Here is an 18,382-nt window from a genome sequence, read left to right on the forward strand (position 1 = left end):
GCCGGTTTTGTCGTTGTGCATCGCGACCCGCCAGTTGAACCGCGTTGTATGAACATTGTGTGACATCAGTTCGGTCGCACCCCTCGGCAACCGCCTTAAGCAATAACCACAACACGTGCCCGCGCAGTGTTCGCGCGCCCGTCGTTCGCCTGCCCCGTCAAAAGGACCTGTAAGTGATGCGTTCCCGTCTGAAGCTGCCTGCCAACCGCGCTGCCAACGTGCCTGCCACTGCCGGTCAACCGGTGTTGCGCCTTAAACCCCTGGCCCATGTGATCGCACTGCTGGTGTTTACCGGCGGTGCCCACGCGGCGCAGCCCCATGCGTTCAGTTCGGGTTGGTTTGCCGCCAAGGGCGTGACGCAGGCCGATGGCGGCGCACGCCCTGGCGCGACGTCGCCGGGAACGCCGCCGCCGTTGGCCCAGCAACAGGCGCTTGGTCAGCAGTTGCAACGCTCCTTTCAGACCCTCAACACCAGCGTCGCCGCAATTGCCGCGCAACAGGCGGCGCAGGCCGCTGCCCGCAATAACGCCAGCGCGGGGCCGGAGACGATCCATAACGGTCTGGGCGGCAACGGCTTGAATGTGGTGATCGGCGCGGATGGCAAGCCGCTGTTCGTCAACGCCGAGGGGCCGGTGCAAACCGATGCCAACGGCAAGACGCTGGTCTCGATCAAGCAAACGGCCGATAAGGCGATCCTCAATTGGGACACCTTCAACATCGGTCGCAACACCACCGTGCAGTTCCAACAGAACAGCGATTGGGCCGCGCTCAACAAGGTCAACAACAGCACGGCGCCGAGCCAGATCCAAGGGGCTCTCAAAGCTGACGGCACGGTGCTGATCCTCAACAGCAACGGCGTCGTGTTCAGCGGCAGCAGCCAGGTCAACGTGCGCAACCTGGTGGCTGCCGCCACGGGCTTCAGCGATGAGCAATTCACCGCCAAGGGGCTGTACAGTTCAAGCAACAGCGCGCCCGGATTCACCCAGGCCGCCGGCAAGGTGACGGTCGAGCGTGGCGCGCAGATCCAGACCCAGGTGCCCGCCACCTCCACTGCGGGCGGCGGTTATGTGCTGTTGCTCGGCAAAGAGGTGGAGAACGCCGGGACCATTTCCACCGCGCGAGGCCAGACCACCCTGGCGGCGGGCGACAGCTTTGTGATCAAGAAGGGCTACAGCACCGATGGCAATGTCGCGTCCACCACGCGGGGCAATGAAGTCAGCGTCACCGGCAACGGCAAGGTCAGCAACAGCGGGCTGATTCAGGCCTCTACCGGTGACATCACCCTGGCCGGCCAGCAGGTGTTGCAAAACGGCGTGTTACTTGCCAGTTCGTCGGTGGAAGCCCGGGGTACCCTGCATGTAAAGGGCACGGGCAACAACGCTAGCGTGACCCTGGGCGAGGGCAGCCTCAGCGCGATTTTGCTCGACAGCAGCAGCGCCCTCGACAGCCAGCGCGCTGGGCTGATGACGCCGTCGCTTGATCAGAACGGCAACATTGTGCCGGCCGATACCTATCGCCGTGACCAGTCCCTGGTGGAAATCACCAGCGACGGCACGGTGGATTTTCGCAGCGGTTCCGTGACCCTGGCCACTGGCGGCCAAGTCGGTATCAAGGCTGCGCAGCGCACCCTGGTGCGCGACGGCGCGGTGATCGACGTGTCCGGCGCCACCGGGGTCAAGGTGTCGATGGCGTCCAATAGCGTCAAGGTCAATATCCAAGGCAACGAGCAGCGCGATGCGGCGGTCAATCGCGACGACAAGTCCCTGAATAACAACGATGTGTGGGTGGATGTCCGCGACTTGATTTTTGTCGCGGCCGGGACCAATGGCTATGCCACCGACCGCTGGTACACCGCGGGCGGCCTGCTGGAAGTGGGCGGTTATTTGGGCACCCGTAACCACGGCATTGGCGAGTGGATGGCCCAGGGCGGTACGGTGACCTTCAGCGGTAAGGACGTAGTGACCCAACAGGGTTCGCAGATCAACTTGTCCGGCGGCACCCTCGATGTGCAAGCGGGCAAGGTCCAGCAAACCTGGCTCAAAGGGCCGGACGGGCGTTTGTATGAACTGTCCACCGCGCCGGGGGACTTGCTCTACAGCGGGATTTACAAAGGCTATGAGGACCACAGCCAGCGCTGGGGCGTGACCGAGTATTACTACAACCCGTTGATCGCCCCGCGTGAGCGTTCAGAAGGTGCCTACACCGTAGGGCGCGATGCCGGACGCCTGGTCGTCAGTACCGCCAGTGCGGTTCTGGAGGGCCAGGTTGTGGGTGACACCTATCAGGGCGAACGCCAGACCCAGGCCGCGCAAAAAGGCCTGGACGGTTATTTGCAGTCGCAAAAAGCCGTGGCCCGCGGTGCCCAATTCGTGGTCGGTAGTTACGTGCCGTATTACGTCAAGGACAGCGCCACGTTGCAGTACGCCCTGGGGGCGGATGCCAGCACCGTGAAAAACGTCGTGCTCGGGCAGCGGGCGGCGGCTATCGCCGCAGGTCTGGACTTGACCACCGCACTGCCGGCTGATCGGGTGTCCACGCTCTATCTGGACACCGATGCCTTGAACGCGACGGAGCTGGGCACGATCAAAATCGCCAGCACCGGTTCGATTCTGGTCAACGGTGCGCTGGAGGTGGCCGCAGCCGGCGACATCACCCTGTTTGCTCCGAAAATCGAGGTCAATGCCAACCTGACCGCGCATTCCGGCAGCCTGCAACTGGGTAACGTACAAACGCAGATCACCCCCGCCGGCAAAGTCGATGTGACCCTCGGTGGGCGTGGCAGCCTGACGGTGAACAACGGCGTGTCCCTGGATGCCAGCGGCCTGTGGAGCAATCAGCGGCTGGGCACCGGCGATGGCAGCCGTTTGCCCTATCTCAACGGCGGCAGCGTGGCGTTGCGCAGTAGCGGTGATATGACCCTGGCGGCAGGTAGCCAGGTCGACGTGTCATCCGGCGCAGCCCTGGATGCCAAGGGCCAGCTCACTGGCGGCAAGGGTGGTGACCTGACGCTCGCGGCCAACGCCAATAGTGGCGACAGCCGAGGCAGCCTGGCCCTCGACGGTGAGTTGCTCGGGTATGGGGTCAATGGCGGCGGGCGCCTGAGTGTGCAGGCCGGCCAGGTGCTGATCAGCGATTCGGCGGTTGCCCCAGGTACCGGGACGTTGCAGCTCGGCAGTGGGTTCTTCAATAAGGGCTTTGGCGCCTATGACATCACGGGTAATGAAGGTCTGGTGGTCGCCGATGGCACCCAGCTTGCAGTGACAACCCCGGTGTACCGCCTCAATGACAACGCACAAAGCGTGGCGAGCGGTGCAGCGCCACGCACTGCGCTGGAGATCTGGACCCCGCCGCAGTATCAGGAAAACCCCACCAAGGGCCTGTTGACCCCCCGCAAAGGCGCGAGCATGAGCTTGCAAGCCGGTACGTTGTTGTCGACAGCGGCGCAGATGGCGTCGGCGCAACTGCGCATCGGCCAGGGCGCGCGGATTGAGGTTGATCCGGGTCAAGCGATCAGTCTACGCAGCATTGGCCAGTTGACTGTGGATGGCAGCCTGAATGCCTGGGGTGGCAGCATCACGCTGGGCGCCGTCAGCGTGCAACCCAACGTGGCCGATGGCGTTGAAAACCAGGGCCATGGCCGTTCGATCTGGATCGGTGAACACGCAGTACTGGACGTGGCCGGGCGGGCGTTCACCGCAGTGGACAGTCTCGGCCGGCGCTACGGTACGGTCGGCCAGGGCGGCACTATCGTGATTGGCGGGGTGATCGACCCGGCCACCGGGATCGCCTCCGCCGCCAACCTGTTTGTGGTGGTGCGCGAAGGCGCGCGCCTTGACGCTTCCGGCAGCCAGGCGGTGCTGGACCTGGACGGTGCCGGCCCGAGCGTGATCGCCAGCCGTGGCGGCAACATCTCCCTGGCATCCAACACCGGCGTGTACCTCGACGGTACGCTCAAGGCCGGCAGCGGTGGTGCCGGTGCGGCGGGTGGTTCCCTGAGCCTGGCCTTGGAAACGCCGCTGTACGCCGAATCAGCCGCCGCTCGCGTGCGGCAAGCCCGTGAATTGATTGTCAGTGCCGCCGATCCGGGCGTGCCGTTGCCCGCCGGCAGCACCCCCGAATCGGCCGCGGGCAGCCTGGTCTACGGTCATGGCCGGCTCACGGTCAGCCAGGTCGACGCCGGCGGCTTCGATAACCTGTCGCTGTTGAGCAATGGTCTGATCAGCTTCGACGGTGACGTGTCCCTGCGTCTGGGGCAGAGCCTGAGCCTGTATTCCGGGGCCATGGCGTTGACGGATGGCGCGCCCCGACAGTCCCAGGTGCTCCTGGCGGCGCCTTATGTACGCCTGGCCGGGGTTGGCAACAACAGCCAGGGCAGTGACGGCGCCGTTCGTCCGACGGTCCAGGGTGGCGTTTCCACGCAGGGTACAGCCGGGCTCTTGAGGGTTGAAGCGGCAAACGTGCTGGATGTGCGTGATAGCCTCAACTTCGGTGCCCATGCCGAGCGCTCCAAGGCGTTGGCCAACGGCTTTGACCGACGCGCCTTCGATCAGGCCCAGTTGGTCAGCCTGGGGGATATGCGCTTTCTGGCCCGCAGCGCGAACAATACTAAAACCGCCTTGACCACCCAGGCCGACTTGAGCCTGACGGCGGCGCAGATTTACCCGGCCACGGGGGCCGTTGCCGAGGTCACGGCCGGCTACACGGGGCCTAACAGCGACTTTGACCCGACACGCACCTTGCGCATCGGCCGGGTCGGCAGTGAGGCCCCGGCGCAACCTTATTCAGTGTTTGGCAGCTTACTGCTGAGTGCCTCGACCATCGAACAAGGCGGCGTGTTACGGGCGCCCATGGGTGTGCTGACCCTGGGCATGGATGGCGGCATCGTCCGTTCCACCAAAGTGATCAACCTGTTGCCTGGCAGCCTGACCTCCGTCAGCGCCGGTGGCCTGGTGCTGCCGTATGGCGGGACAGTCGACGGCGTGACCTGGCAGTACAACGGCAAACAGGTGGAGTTGCTGGGCGTCGGCGGCACCTATAACACGGGCAGTCTGGCCGTTGGTATGCAATTGGTCGGGCGCTCGCTGAATGTGCAGCAGGGCGCGGTGCTGGACCTTGCCGGTGGCGGTGAGTTGCTCGGCGCGGCGTTTGTCTCCGGGCGCGGCGGCTCCACCGATGCGCGCTACAACCCGTTGGTGCAAATCGGTGCGGACGGGCGCTTTACCTTGCCGGGGCTGGCCACCAACCCGATCTATGCGATTGTTCCCGGCGCCCAGCCGGGAGTCGCGCCCAGCGGTGGCGAGCCGGGTGCGACCCAGCCGCTGGTGGGGCAACAAATCAGTATCGGTGCCGGGGTTCCAGGCTTGCCGGCGGGGACCTACACCTTGCTGCCGTCTAGTTACGCCTTGTTGCCGGGGGCGTTTCGGGTCGAGATCAACGGCTTGGCAACGGCGTTTGCCGCAGGTTCGATGCCGAACGCTTCGGCCATGAATAACGGTTCCTGGTCAACCGAGGGCTTCCTGTCGATTGCCCACACCGGCATTCGCGACAGCCTGTCGAGCCAGGTGATCGTCACGCCGGCGGCGGTATTGCGCCGGTATTCCCAGTACAACGAAACCCGTTACGCAGACTTCGTGCGCGCTGACGCTGCGCGCCTGGGCGTCCCGCGTGCGGCCCTTGAAGCCGACGCCAAAACCCTGAAGTTGCAACTGATCGCCGGTCAAAAAGACGTGGGGTTCACCTTTGATGGCGAGGGGCGTTTTAAACCCGCGGAGGGTGGATTCGGTGCCACTGTAGCGGTGCAGGGCAACGCCATCGAGGTGATTTCTGACACTGCCCAAGCCAGTACCACACCGTCGACGGTGGCGGTACGCGCCAGCGATTTGAATGCCTTGGGGGCCGCCCGTTTGGTGGTGGGCGGCTTGACGACGGTGATGTACGGCCAGGGTGGTAATTTCGTCGGGTTCGACACAGGATCCAGCGCGAACTCGGTGATTGTGCGTCAGGGGGCGAGCTTGGCGGCGCCGGAAGTGTTCTTGATGACGGGTACGTCCTCGGGCGCCATTGAGATCGAACAAGGTGCGTCGATCAACACCCTGGGGCTCGGCAAGGCTGCCTATGACTCGGATGATGGTTTTATCTATCGACCAGGCGCTCATAGTGTCCTGGCAGTGTCCAACGGGCGCTTGCAGATGCTGGCCCCAACCGCTGGCGACAATAATAGAGGACCAGGCAGCATCCTGATCGGCCAGTGCAATCCAGGGGCTTGCAGCGGTGAAACGTCACTGTATTCCGAGGGCTCGATTGCCTTTGCCACCACCAACCGCTTTGCCTTGGGTGACGGTGTGCGCTACGGCACCCGTCATCTGGCGCTGGCGGTGGGTGGGATCAACGTCGGCAGCCCGGAGGCGTTGGCCGAGGCAGCCGCGCGCGGCGTGTTGCCGTCGGGCTTGACCCTCAATCAGCAAGTGATGGATCGCCTGTTGCGCGGCGATACCTCACGCGGCGCACCGGCCCTGAAAAGCCTGGCACTGACAGCTGGGCAATCCTTGAACTTCTATGGCAGCGCAACCCTGAGCACCCTCGACAGCTCGGGTAAGTCACTGCTGGATGAACTGTTACTGACGACTCCGGCGATCTATGGCTATGGCAACGCGGCGGATGTGGCGTTGATCCAGACCGGCACCTTGGTGTGGGGAGGCGATACCAGTGCGCCGCCGGCCGTGATCAACCAAGGCGCGGGCACTGGCAGCGGCACCCTGGAGCTGCAGGCTCGGCGCATCGAATTCGGCTATGGCCGCAACGCCCAGCCCGATGGCCTGACCGAGAATGGCCGCATGACCCTGGGCTTTGCCAATGTCCACCTCAACGCCGACGAACGCATTACGGCCAACCACAAAGGCAGCCTGGCGGTGCATCAGTCCCAGGGCGCTTATGAAGCGGGCAAGGGCTTTGCCTACAGTGGCGGCAACTTGACCATCACCGCGCCGTTGTTGACCGGTGAAGCCGGTTCGATCAACCGGATCACCGCCGGTGGCGCAGTGACCGTAGTGGCCCCGGCCAACGGTGCGGCCCCGGCGGATGCGACGGCCATCGACGCGTTGGGCGCCGAGTTATTGCTGTCCGGGCGCAGCGTGGCGGTCGATACGGCGGTGGTGTTGCCCAGCGGCAAGCTGACTCTCAGCGCCGATGAAGCGCTGACCCTGGGCGCTTCTTCGCGTCTGGACCTCAGTGGTCGCACCGTGCGGAACAACGACGTGAGCAAATACAGCTGGGGCGGTGACGTCAGCCTGGAAAGCCGCCACGGCAACATTTATCAGGCCGCAGGTGCGCTCGTCGACCTGTCCGCCCGATACAACCAAGGTGGCCTGCTCAAAGCCGTGGCGGTGGACGCCGGAGCAGGGCAGGTCGACTTGCAAGGGCAGATCCGCGCCGGTAGCAGCGGCTATTACGATGCCGGTGGCACCCTGGTACCGTACCAGGCGGGCGGGGTGGACATTCGTGCGCAGCAGATGGGGGATTTCGCCGCGTTGAACCAACGCTTGAACCAGGGGCAGGTGTGGGGTTCGCGCAGCTTCCAGCTCAAGCAGGGCAACCTGGTTATCGGCGATGAACTCAAGGCCAATCAGGTCAACGTCTCGGTGGATAACGGCAGTTTGACGGTGGTGGGCACTATCGACGCCAGTGGTGAGCGGGTCGGCAGTATCCGCCTGGCCGGCAAGCAGGGTCTGACCCTCGCCGGCAGTGCGGTGCTGGATGCCCACGGTACGGCGTTGCGGGTCGACAGCTACGGCAAAATCATCGATGCGCCGAACCGGGCGATGGTTGAACTCAACAGCGGTGACGGTCAATTGACCTTGGCCGATGGCGCGCGTATCGACGTGCGCCACGGCACGGCTGCGCTCCTGGGCCGTGGCCCGGGGCAATACGACGGCCTGGCCCGTGGCACCCTGGAACTGAATGCCCCCCGGCTGAATGCCAATGATGTGGCCATCGATGCGCGCGGGCGCGTCGATATCCTTGGCGCTCGCTCCATCGCGCTGAACGCTGTCGCCCGTTACACCGATGCGCCGCCCGGCGTTGAGCCGTCGGTCAGTGGCCGGCCGTATCAGATGATCGATCAGGATTACCTGAATAAAAACACGCGCTCAGTGAAACCTTTATCAACAATGCCTTGAACAACCTCGGGTTGACGCAAGGCAAGCTGGCGGGCTTGAACAACAGCCGCTACGCCGACGCCTTCCACCTGCGCCCAGGCGTGGAAATCGTCGCCGAAGGCGATCTGGTGGTCAGTGGCGACCTGGACCTGTCGGGCATGCGCTATGCCAGCCTCAACCGCAATACGCCTTCGGGCGAGGTCGGCAGCCTGGTGGTGCGTGCCGGTGGCAATCTGGACGTCTACGGCAGCATCAACGACGGTTTTGCCCCGCCGCCGCCCACCCCGGACGACAACGGCTGGGTGCTGACCCCCGGCCTGCAAGGGTTCGGCAGCGATGTGATCGTGCCCGGCCCTGGTGTGGTGCTGGCAGAGGGCAGTGCATTCCCCACTGGCAAGACCCTCAACTACTCGTTACCGATCCAGGCCACCACGCTGGCGCAAGGCACTGTGCTGCCGACGCAGGGCATCCTCGATGCGCCACTGACCCTGCCGGCCAATACCGTGTTGAGCGCGGCGGTGCGCGACAGCGCCGGCAACCTGCTGTATGCCGCCGGCACGTTGTTGCAACAACCTGTGGTGCTCGCTGCCGATACACGACTGGACGCCGGCACCGTATTGGCGGGCGCTGCCGCCCTGCGCGCGATGACCTGGCCGGCCGGCGTGCCGTTACCCAGCCGAGGGGTGCTGATCGGCAGTGCGACCGACGGTGTTTTGCTGGCTGTGAACCTGGCTCTCAAGGTTGGCGCGCTGATTCCTTATGGCACGGACGTCAAACTGCCGAACGGCGCGATATCGGTGCCGTTGCGCACCGTGACCGGCGCCACGGCACGCCAGAACTGGGCTGTGGCGCCGATGTTGGCCGAAGGCTCGCAGTCGTGGTCGTTGCGTCTGGTGTCCGGTGCTGATACCCAGGCGGCCGACACGCGTTCTATCCAGCCGGCCTTTGCCGGCGACCTGACCCTGGCGGACACGCACTACGGCATTTACGAGACTCACAGTAAAACCACCATCCCGGGGCAACCGGCCCGGCCAGGCGGCGCCTGGTACTGGAGTGACTTTGCCGCCGAGCTGTTCGGCGTCACGGCGGGTACTCCGGTGCCGGAGTCCGAGTGGGCTTCTTGCCCGGACTTGTGCGTGCGCGTCAACTACGTGTGGAGCGACTTAGCCGAGTTGTTTGGCTTTACTCCCGGGGCGCCGGTGTCACCCGAAAACGAAAGCACGTGCGACGCAGATCTGTGCGTTTCCTTGGGCGAACCCACTCCAGCAATCCCTGAGCAGGTGATCGTCGGTCCGGTCAAACTGGTTTCACCCGTGAGTCAGCATTTCAGTGTGCTGCGCACCGGCACCGGTGATCTGGATCTGATCGCTGCGGGCAACGTCTCAATGCAATCGCCCTACGGCGTGTACACCGCAGGGGCGTCCAGCGCGTCTCGCGCAGGTGGTGCCGCCGCCGACTTCAACCAGGCTCGCGTCACCGCTGCGGATGTGACGGTGCTGGGCAGCGCGGCCAAGGCGTATGAAGCCTTGGTCGATGAAAGCAGCGCCAGCCCTTACGCCGCCTGGTACCCCGACGGCGGCGGCAACGTGTTGCTGCGCACCGGCGGTAGCCTGACGGGCGCTGTCTGGACGCCGATGCAAGATAGGCCAATGGACAATGACGGTCGCAGCCAACTCAACAGTGCGAACCTGGGCAACTGGTTGTGGCGCCAAGGCACAGGCAGCACGGCGGGTGTCACCCCGATACCGACCAGTTGGTGGATCAACTTTGGCACTTATATAAAGGGCAAAAGCGGCACTGCCAACCGGTATTTTGACGACGCTGCACAGATAGACCAGCTGCCACGCCTGGTGGGGTTCACCGGTGTCGGCACGCTGGGCGGCGGCAATCTGACCCTGGACCTGGGCAGCGATGGTGGCATGCAGACGCGCCGTGGCTCCGTGGATGGCTTGAGAGCACCGCGCAGTGAAGGCCTGGTGTTGGCAGTGGGGAGTACCGGGCGGGTGGTGGACGGTCAATTGCTGTTGACGGGGGGCGGCGACCTGGATGTACGCATGGGAGGCGATTTGAACCCTGGGCTGGACGCTCGTGCGACCCGCAGTAATACCGCCAGCTTGCAATCAGTCGACTATAAGGCACAAACACTCAGCCTCAATGGCGTGCTGACCAACCTGCGTGGCGCCTTGAACCTGCAGGCAGGCAGCCTGGGGGGCATTGCCTTGAACTATGGCAGTATGCGTAACGATCAGGATGTCAAGGAAAGCCGAGCCTACTCGCCGTACACCGCAAGCCTGGGCACGGCCACGGGCGGGATCACCTTGATGCTGGGCGACGCCACGGCCACCCTGTCGACGCGAGGTGACCTGGTGTTGGCGGGGACCGGCGACCCTGGACGCGTCTCTACCGAAAATACCCAAGCGTTCAGTTACAACGGTAGCGCTTATGGCAATGGCACCACATGGTTCTCATTATGGACCGAGCGTACCGCCATCGACTTGTTCTCCGCAGGTGGCAGTTTGACGCCTAGCGTGCAGAGCATGTCGCTGAGCGCCAATGGCCAGCTGAATCCTCTGCCCGAGCAAAACTACTCCAGTTCGGACGGGCGTTTCATCTTCCCCTCCAAGCTCGGCGTGGTAGCAGCCAATGGCAGTATTTATCTCGGCGCATCCGCGCTGGGTGCTGGCCCGCTGCCTAACAATCCTGCTTATTCGCTGTTATTGGCGCCGTCGAGCAAAGGACGATTGGCCATGTTGGCCGGGGACTCAATTTACGCCAGCGGTTATGCGGTCAACCAGTCGGGTGACAGCCAGGGTGCTATACCGACGCCGTTCGCGCCAGCCTTTGTCGGCAGGAATGGGTTCAGCCTGGTCGTCAACAACCTGGGCAGTGACGCGATACAGGACGACCTTTCCTTGTTCGCCTTCCGCAGCGCGACTGATCTTGCGCGTCCGGCTTCCCAGGCAGAGCCGGCCAGGTTTTATGCCCAGCAGGGCGACATCGTGGGGCTGCGCAGCGGTGAGATCCTGACGTTCGGCAGCCCGCGTCAAGGCCAGGTCCGCTATGAGTCCGCAGGCCCGGTCTGGATGCGGGCGGGGCGCGACATTGTCAGTTCAGGTACCGATATGGGCTCGTCGACGGTGCTTCCTAAACTGTTGGGTTACAACGGCGATTACTTGGGTGAAAGCCGCGGCAACCTGTTCGTTCACAGCCGCCCTGAGGACGTGTCAGTGGTTTCCGCCGGGCGCGACATTCTCTACAGCAGCTTCAACGTCGCCGGCCCCGGCACCCTGGAAGTCAGTGCCGGGCGCAACCTGTTGATGGCCGACAAAGCATCCATCACCAGCCTGGGACCGGTGGCGGCGGGCGACTCCCGTCCGGGGGCATCCATCGTGCTGGAAGCCGGGGTCGGGCTCAACGGCCTGGATTACCTGAAGTTCGTCACGCCCTACCTGGACCGCGCCAATCAGGCGGTCGAGGGGGTCGCGCTGGCTGCGCAAGCCGGCAAGGTGGCGAAAACCTACGAGGCCGAACTGTTGCAATGGCTCAACGAGCGCTACGCCTTCAGCGGCGATGCCGAGCAGGCGCGGGCGTACTTTGCAGGCTTGGGCCCCGAGCAGCAACGCATCTTCGCCCGTTCGGTGTACTTCGCCGAAGTGCGCGAAGGTGGTCGCGAATACAACCTGGCCGCTGGCCCGCGTTCCGGTAGCTTTGTCCGCAGCCGCGCGGCCATCAACGCACTGTTGCCGAGCAAGGACGTGGCGGGTAACCCGATCGTGTACAACGGCGACATCACCCTGTACGGCGGTGCCGGGGTGCATACCCTGTTTGGCGGCAATATACAGATGCTCAGCCCTGGCGGGCAGCAGGTGTTCGGGATTGAAGGCAACGTGCCGCCGGCCAGTGCCGGGGTCCTCACGCAGGGTGCCGGGGATATTCAATTGTATTCCCGGGGCAGCATCCTGCTAGGCCAGAGCCGGATCATGACCACCTTTGGCGGGGCGATTCTCGCCTGGTCCAACGAAGGCGACATCAACGCCGGCCGTGGCTCGAAAACCACCGTGCTGTACACACCGCCCAAGCGGCTCTATGACACCTGGGGCAACGTGACCTTGTCACCCAATGTGCCAAGCGCCGGTGCCGGTATTGCCACACTGGCACCGATCGCCGAAGTGCCGGCCGGTGACATCGACCTGTTGGCTCCGGCCGGCACCATCGACGCGGGCGAGGCGGGCATTCGGGTCTCGGGCAACGTCAACATCGCCGCCTTGCATGTGGTCAACGCGGCGAACATCCAGACCCAGGGCAAGTCGTCCGGAGTGCCGGTGACGGCCACCGTCAACACCGGCGCCATGACCTCGGCCAGCGCCGCGGGGGCGGCGGCGTCCCAGGCGGCGGAAGACGCGGCGCGCAGCCAGCAGGCGGCGGCCAAGCAGGGCAGGGCGTCGATCGTGACGGTGGAGGTGTTGAGCTTTGGCTCCGAGCCGGTGCAGCGCGAACCGCAGGAACAGCCGAAGACCTCGGGGTACAACCCCAACAGCCCGGTGCAGGTACTGGGCGCCGGGCCGCTGAGCGAACAGGCGCGTGCGCGGTTGACGGATGAGGAGCGCAAGCAGATCACGTTGTAGGTGGAAGGACCTCTCGATGTACGTTTGGGGCAATCAGTGATTGCCCCGTTTTTTTTGCTGTTGGCGCGGCGGCCTAATAGTCGGCTGGTGTTTCATGGCTAACTCGGCTGGAAGGGTGGGAGGGGGCAAGTCGAATCGTCGCACCGCCCCTCCCACATTTTGATCTCCATGGATCAGATATCTCCATGGATCAGAACCCAAAGAACCGGACATGTAGCCGATCACCCCCTCCCCAAAAAATGCCCCCCACTCAATCCAAAATGAAGCTTTCGTGACAAAAGTTCGGTAGTGCCCGGCTACGCCCGTCTTGCCTATGTAACGCGCTGGAGGCGGCCACAAGTCGTCTCCCCAGCCGTCAGCAGGACGCCAGGAGTGGGGCACATGGGAACTATGGAACGTTACTCGAAAGTCGGCATGCAGGAGCTCGATCAGCGCCTGTCGAAGATCGTCGAAGCCGCGCGCAAGAAGCCGGTTTCGGTGTACCGCTACGGCGCGCCCTGGGTGTGGATCGTTTCGCAGGACGATTGGCAGGGCGCTTTGAAGGAAGTCTCCAGCTACATCCCCGCCGGCCATTCGCTGGTGTTGTTGCGCCCGCAGATCGATGCGGTGTTCGACCGGCACCACGACCTGCTGCAGCCCGCACCCGGGACGCAGATCGCGCCGCGCACCGTGTTGCAGATCCTGCTGCTGCAATTGCTGTACTCCGTGCCCAGCGAACAGCAACTGCACGAACAGCTCAATTACAACCTGCTGTTCCGCTGGTTCGTCGGCCTCGACCTGCACCAGAAGGTGTGGGGCATCCAAGTGCTGCAGCGTGATATCGCCACCCTGTTGAGCAACCCGCGGGCGGTGCAATTGATCCAGACCGTCATCGGTGAAGTGTTTTGTGGCGCCTTGCTGCACATGCCGGAGTTCTCGTTGAACTTCGCCTTGTTGCACACCTGGCTGGCACGGCACAGCCAACTTTCGATAACCCGCAATTGAGCAGGCCAAACGCCGTGCAATCGGCGAGGGCGCAACATTTTAGACATTTAGGGGGCTGTGTGGAGCATCTGTTCAAGTCAACGCTGGCGCTGTGTTGCCTGGCGCTGGGCACCTTGGTGCAGCCGGCGCTGGCCGAGGAGGGCGATGCCCCGGCGCGCCGGGTGGACGTCAACGAGTACTTCGTGCGCGGCAATACCGTGCTCGATGCGGCAACGATCGAAGAGGCGGTGTACCCGTTTCTCGGCCCGCAAAAGACCCTGAACGATATCGAAGGCGCCCGCGACGCGCTGCAGAAGATCTACCAGGCGCGTGGCTACCAATCGGTGTTTGTGGAGCTGCCGGAGCAGAAGGTCGATGACGGCATCGTCTACCTGCAAGTCAGCGAAACCAAGGTCGGCCGCGTGCGGGTGGTGGGGGCCAAGCATTACTCGCCGGTGGAAATCCGCGAGGAAGTACCGGCGCTCAAGGAAGGCGCCGTGCCGGATTTCGCCAGCGTGCAAACCCAGCTGGCCGGGCTCAACCGCAGTGCCGGGCGCCAGGTCACGCCGCTGGTCCGCGAGGGGCAGCGCCCCGGCACGATGGACGTCGACTTGCAGGTGGAAGACCAGAATCCGTGGCACGCGAGTATTGGCCTGAACAACGACTACAGCGCCGACACCGAGAAGCTGCGCTCGGTCGCGACCCTGGGCTACGACAACCTCTGGCAACTGGGCCACAGCATCTCGCTGACGTATTTCACCGCGCCCCAGGACAGCTCGAATGCCAAGGTCTGGTCGGGTTCCTACAGCGCGCCGTTGGATGAACGCTGGACCTTGCAGTTTTCCGGTTATCAGTCCGACAGCAACATCGCCACTATCGGCGGCAGCAACGTGTTGGGCAAGGGCCATTCCTACGGGGTGTCGGCGATCTACAACCTGCCGCTGGACGGGAACTGGGCCAACTCGTTCTCCTTCGGCATCGACTTCAAGGACTTCGACGAACAACTGAAATTCGGCGCCAGCAGCGACCAGGTGCCGCTCAAGTATGCCCCGTTCACCTTTGGCTACAACGGCTACCGCTACAGCGAAAAATCCCAGCTGGGCCTGGGGTTGAACCTGGTGGTGGGCACCCGGGCGTTCTTCGGCTACGGCAGCGATGCCGAAGAATTCCGTGCCAAGCGCTGGGACTCCAGCCCGAGTTTCGCCGTGCTCAAGGGCGATGCCAATTACACCTACACCTTCGCCAACGACTGGCAGTCGGCGTCCAAGGCCGGCTTCCAGCTGGCCTCGGGACCGCTGGTGTCCAACGAGCAGTATTCCGCTGGCGGCGCCACCTCGGTGCGCGGTTACCTGGCGGCCGAGCGCACGGGGGATGAGGGGTTGCTGCTCTCCCAGGAGTTGCGCACACCGTCTTTGGCCAAGTTCCTCGGCAGTTATGTGCAGGAGTGGCGCTTCTACGCGTTCGCCGAAGGCGCGCGCCTGCGTCTGCACGACCCGCTGCCCGAGCAGGAAGACGAATACAGCCTGGCCAGTGTCGGCCTTGGCACCCGCGCCAGTTTGAGCAAATGGTTGTCCGGCAGCCTGGATTGGGGCTACCCGCTGCTCGACGGACCAAACACCCAGAAACAGGACTCGCGACTGCACTTCAGTGTGCAGGCGACCTTCTGACCCTTTTCCCCGGAGATTCTTCCCATGCAACGCCTATTCCTGAGCCTGTTGATCTGCCTGGGCTTCGCGCTCCCGGCCACCGCCCATGCCTGGTGGCAGGACGATTGGCACTACCGCAAACAGATCAGCGTGGACACCACCGCCCAAGGCGCCGCGATCAACCAGGCTCTGGGCCGCACCGCGCTGCTGGTGCGCCTGCACACCGGCAACTTCACCTTTGACGGGGTCAAGGATGACGGCAGCGACCTGCGCTTTGTCGGTGCCGATGACAAGACCGTGTTCAACCACCAGATCGAAAGCTTCGACCCGCTGATGGGCATGGCGCTGATCTGGGTCGATGTGCCCAAGGTCGAAGGCGCTCAGCGCCAGGACCTGTGGATGTACTACGGCAACCAGAAGGCCCCGGCCACCGCCAACGGCCAGCTGACCTTCGACCCGAATTACACCGCGCTGTATCACTTTGACGGGGCCAGCGGCACACCGCCACGGGACACCACGGCCTACGCCAACACCGCGCTGAATGCCACCGGCAGCAGCATCGACGGCGTGGTCGGGCGGGCCTTGCAGTTCAGTGGCCAGCCCTTGCTGTTGCCGGCCAGCCCGTCGCTGCAACATGCCGCCGGTGGCGCCTTCACATTCAGCGCCTGGCTGCGCCTGGACCAGGCCAGCGGCGAGCAGATCGTCCTCGCCCGGCGTGAGGCTCCGCATAGCCTGTTGCTCGGGTTGAACCAAGGCATGCCGTTCGTGGAAGTCGACGGCCAGCGCGCCGTCTCGACCCAGCCATTGAACCCTGGTCAATGGCAGCACCTGGCGTTCACCGCCGAGGGTGAAAAAGTCACGCTGTATGTCAACGGCCGCGAAACCGCGAGCCTGGCGGTGGCGATGCCGGCGTTCAATACACAACTGGCGATCGGCGCCGATCTGCCGGAAGCAGCCGGCCCGCACTTGCCGTTTGCCGGGGCGATGGATGAGCTGCGCCTGTCCAAGGTGGCCCGCCCGGCGACCGTGTTGCTGGCCGATGCGAGTGCCCAGGGCGCCGAGTCGAAACTGGTCGCTTACGGCGTGGATGAAGAACAGTCGGGCTTCGGTTTCGGCAGCCTGGGCTTTCTGCTCAACGCGGTGCCGGTGGATGCCTGGGTGATCATCCTGGTGCTGGTGGCGATGATGTTCCAGTCGTGGGTCATCATGATTCGCAAGAACCGCATGGTCAGCCGTGTGAGCAGTGCCAACGAGGCGTTTCGCGAGCAGTTCGCGCAGATCGGCACCCGCCTGGAAATGTTCTACGACGACAGCGTACTCGCCGAACGCCTGAGCCATTCTTCGCTGTGGCGCCTGTACTGCGTGGCGGTCAAGGAGATCCGCACCCGCCGCGCCCAGGGCGCCGACACCTCATCGGTGTCGGCGGCCACCATCGAAGCCATCCGTTGCTCCATGGACGGCGTGCGTACCCGCGAAAACCAGGCACTCAGTTCCAAACTGTCGACGCTGTCCAACGCCATCGCCGGCGGCCCGTACATCGGCCTGCTGGGTACGGTACTGGGCATCATGGTGGTGTTCCTCGGCACGGCCATGGCCGGCGACGTGAATATCAATGCGATCGCTCCGGGCATGGCGGCGGCCTTGCTGGCCACGGCCATGGGCCTGTTCGTCGCGATCCCCGCGCTGTTCGGCTACAACCGTCTGATCACGCGCAACAAGGAAGTCAGCGCCGACATGCGCGTGTTCGTTGACGAGTTCATCACACGCCTGGCGGAGATGCACGGCGAGAGCCAGTTCAGTGACGCGGCGCACCGCGTGCCGCACCACGCGCCGGTTTCGGCCTGAGGAGAATCGCCATGGCTTCCGTAAATGCCTCCCACGACGATGACGACGATGCCGCCGTCGACAGCATCAACATCACGCCCCTGGTGGACGTGCTGATGGTGGTGCTGGTGATGTTCATCCTCACCGCCACCGCCCAGGTCTCGGGCATCCAGATTCATCTACCCAAGGCCAGCGCCTCGGTGTCGCTGTCGGAGGCCAAGACCAAGGCCATCTCCGTCAACGACGGCGGCCAGGTGTTTCTCGATGCCTACCCGGTCACCCTCGGCGAGCTGGAGGAGCGCCTGCGCATCGAGAAAGCGCTGAACCCGGATTTCCCGGTGATCGTGCGCGGCGACGCCACGGTGCAGTACCAGAAGGTGATCGAGGTGCTCGACCTGCTGCGGCGGTTGGAGCTGTCCCAGGTCGGGCTGGTCACCGGCAAACCGAGCCAGGGCTGAGTCATGACCGCACAGATCCCGATGCCGCCGTTGCCCGTGAAGAACAAGCCGCCGCTGCGCCCGCTGAAGTGGGGCGCCGGCCTGCTGCTGGGCGCCGTGGCCGCCTGGTTTCTCTGGCAATGGGCCAATGACATGAGTGGGGTACGCCGCGAAGCACCCAAGGTGCCGACCATTATCCCGTTGCCGCCACCGCCGCCACCGCCGCCGGAAAAACCCAAGGAACCCGAGCCCCAGGTGGAAGAAAAAGTACCCGAGCCGGTGCCCACGCCGGAGCCCGAAGAGGTGAGACCGGCGGAAGAAGCACCGCCTTCGCCGGCCGACGACTTGGCCAACCCGATGCAGATCGATGGCGATGCGCAGTCCGGTAACGACGGCTTCAACATCGGCGCGGGCAAGGGCGGTGGCATGGCCGGTTCCGGCGGCGGTGGCCTCGGTGCCGGCACGTACAAGCAATACCTGGCGGGGGTGTTTCAACGCCTGCTGAGGGAAGACCCGGAGTTACGCAAAAAGGCCTACGCGGTACAGGCGGATGTGTGGTTGAGCGCCGAGGGCCAGGTCACGCGTGTGGAGCTGGCCAAGTCCAGCGGCGACCGCGAGACCGATGCCCAGGTGCTGGCGGCGTTGCGTGTACCGCATGCCGCGCAACGCGTTCCAGCCTCGGTGAGCATGCCGGTGCGCCTGTCCCTCAAGGGTCGGCGTCCGGATTGATCGAA

Annotated in this window: 5 protein-coding genes and 1 pseudogene; all 6 read left to right on the forward strand. The window is 64.2% G+C overall.

What is annotated here, in order from left to right; genetic code table 11:
* The first annotated feature begins 176 nt into the window (after positions 1–176).
* A pseudogene (locus tag C5F70_RS06860) lies at positions 177–12,778 on the forward strand (filamentous haemagglutinin family protein).
* A gap of 390 nt (positions 12,779–13,168) precedes the next feature.
* Complete coding sequence (locus tag C5F70_RS06865; RefSeq protein ID WP_104902985.1) at positions 13,169–13,762, forward strand: transposase; 594 nt, start codon at positions 13,169–13,171, stop codon at positions 13,760–13,762.
* 59 nt (positions 13,763–13,821) lie between these two features.
* Complete coding sequence (locus tag C5F70_RS06870; protein ID WP_104902986.1) at positions 13,822–15,408, forward strand: ShlB/FhaC/HecB family hemolysin secretion/activation protein; 1,587 nt, start codon at positions 13,822–13,824, stop codon at positions 15,406–15,408.
* A 24-nt stretch (positions 15,409–15,432) separates the two neighbouring features.
* Positions 15,433–17,232 (forward strand): DUF2341 domain-containing protein, encoded by a 1,800-nt coding sequence (locus C5F70_RS06875; RefSeq protein WP_017849146.1) that lies wholly within the window; start codon positions 15,433–15,435, stop codon positions 17,230–17,232.
* A gap of 11 nt (positions 17,233–17,243) precedes the next feature.
* Complete coding sequence (locus C5F70_RS06880; protein WP_017849147.1) at positions 17,244–17,669, forward strand: biopolymer transporter ExbD; 426 nt, start codon at positions 17,244–17,246, stop codon at positions 17,667–17,669.
* A gap of 3 nt (positions 17,670–17,672) precedes the next feature.
* Positions 17,673–18,377, forward strand: a complete 705-nt coding sequence (locus tag C5F70_RS06885) for an energy transducer TonB (RefSeq protein WP_104902987.1) — start codon at positions 17,673–17,675, stop codon at positions 18,375–18,377.
* The last annotated feature ends 5 nt before the right edge of the window (positions 18,378–18,382 follow it).

Source organism: Pseudomonas sp. LH1G9, assembly GCF_002949975.1.
Classification (GTDB): Bacteria; Pseudomonadota; Gammaproteobacteria; order Pseudomonadales; family Pseudomonadaceae; genus Aquipseudomonas; species Aquipseudomonas veronii.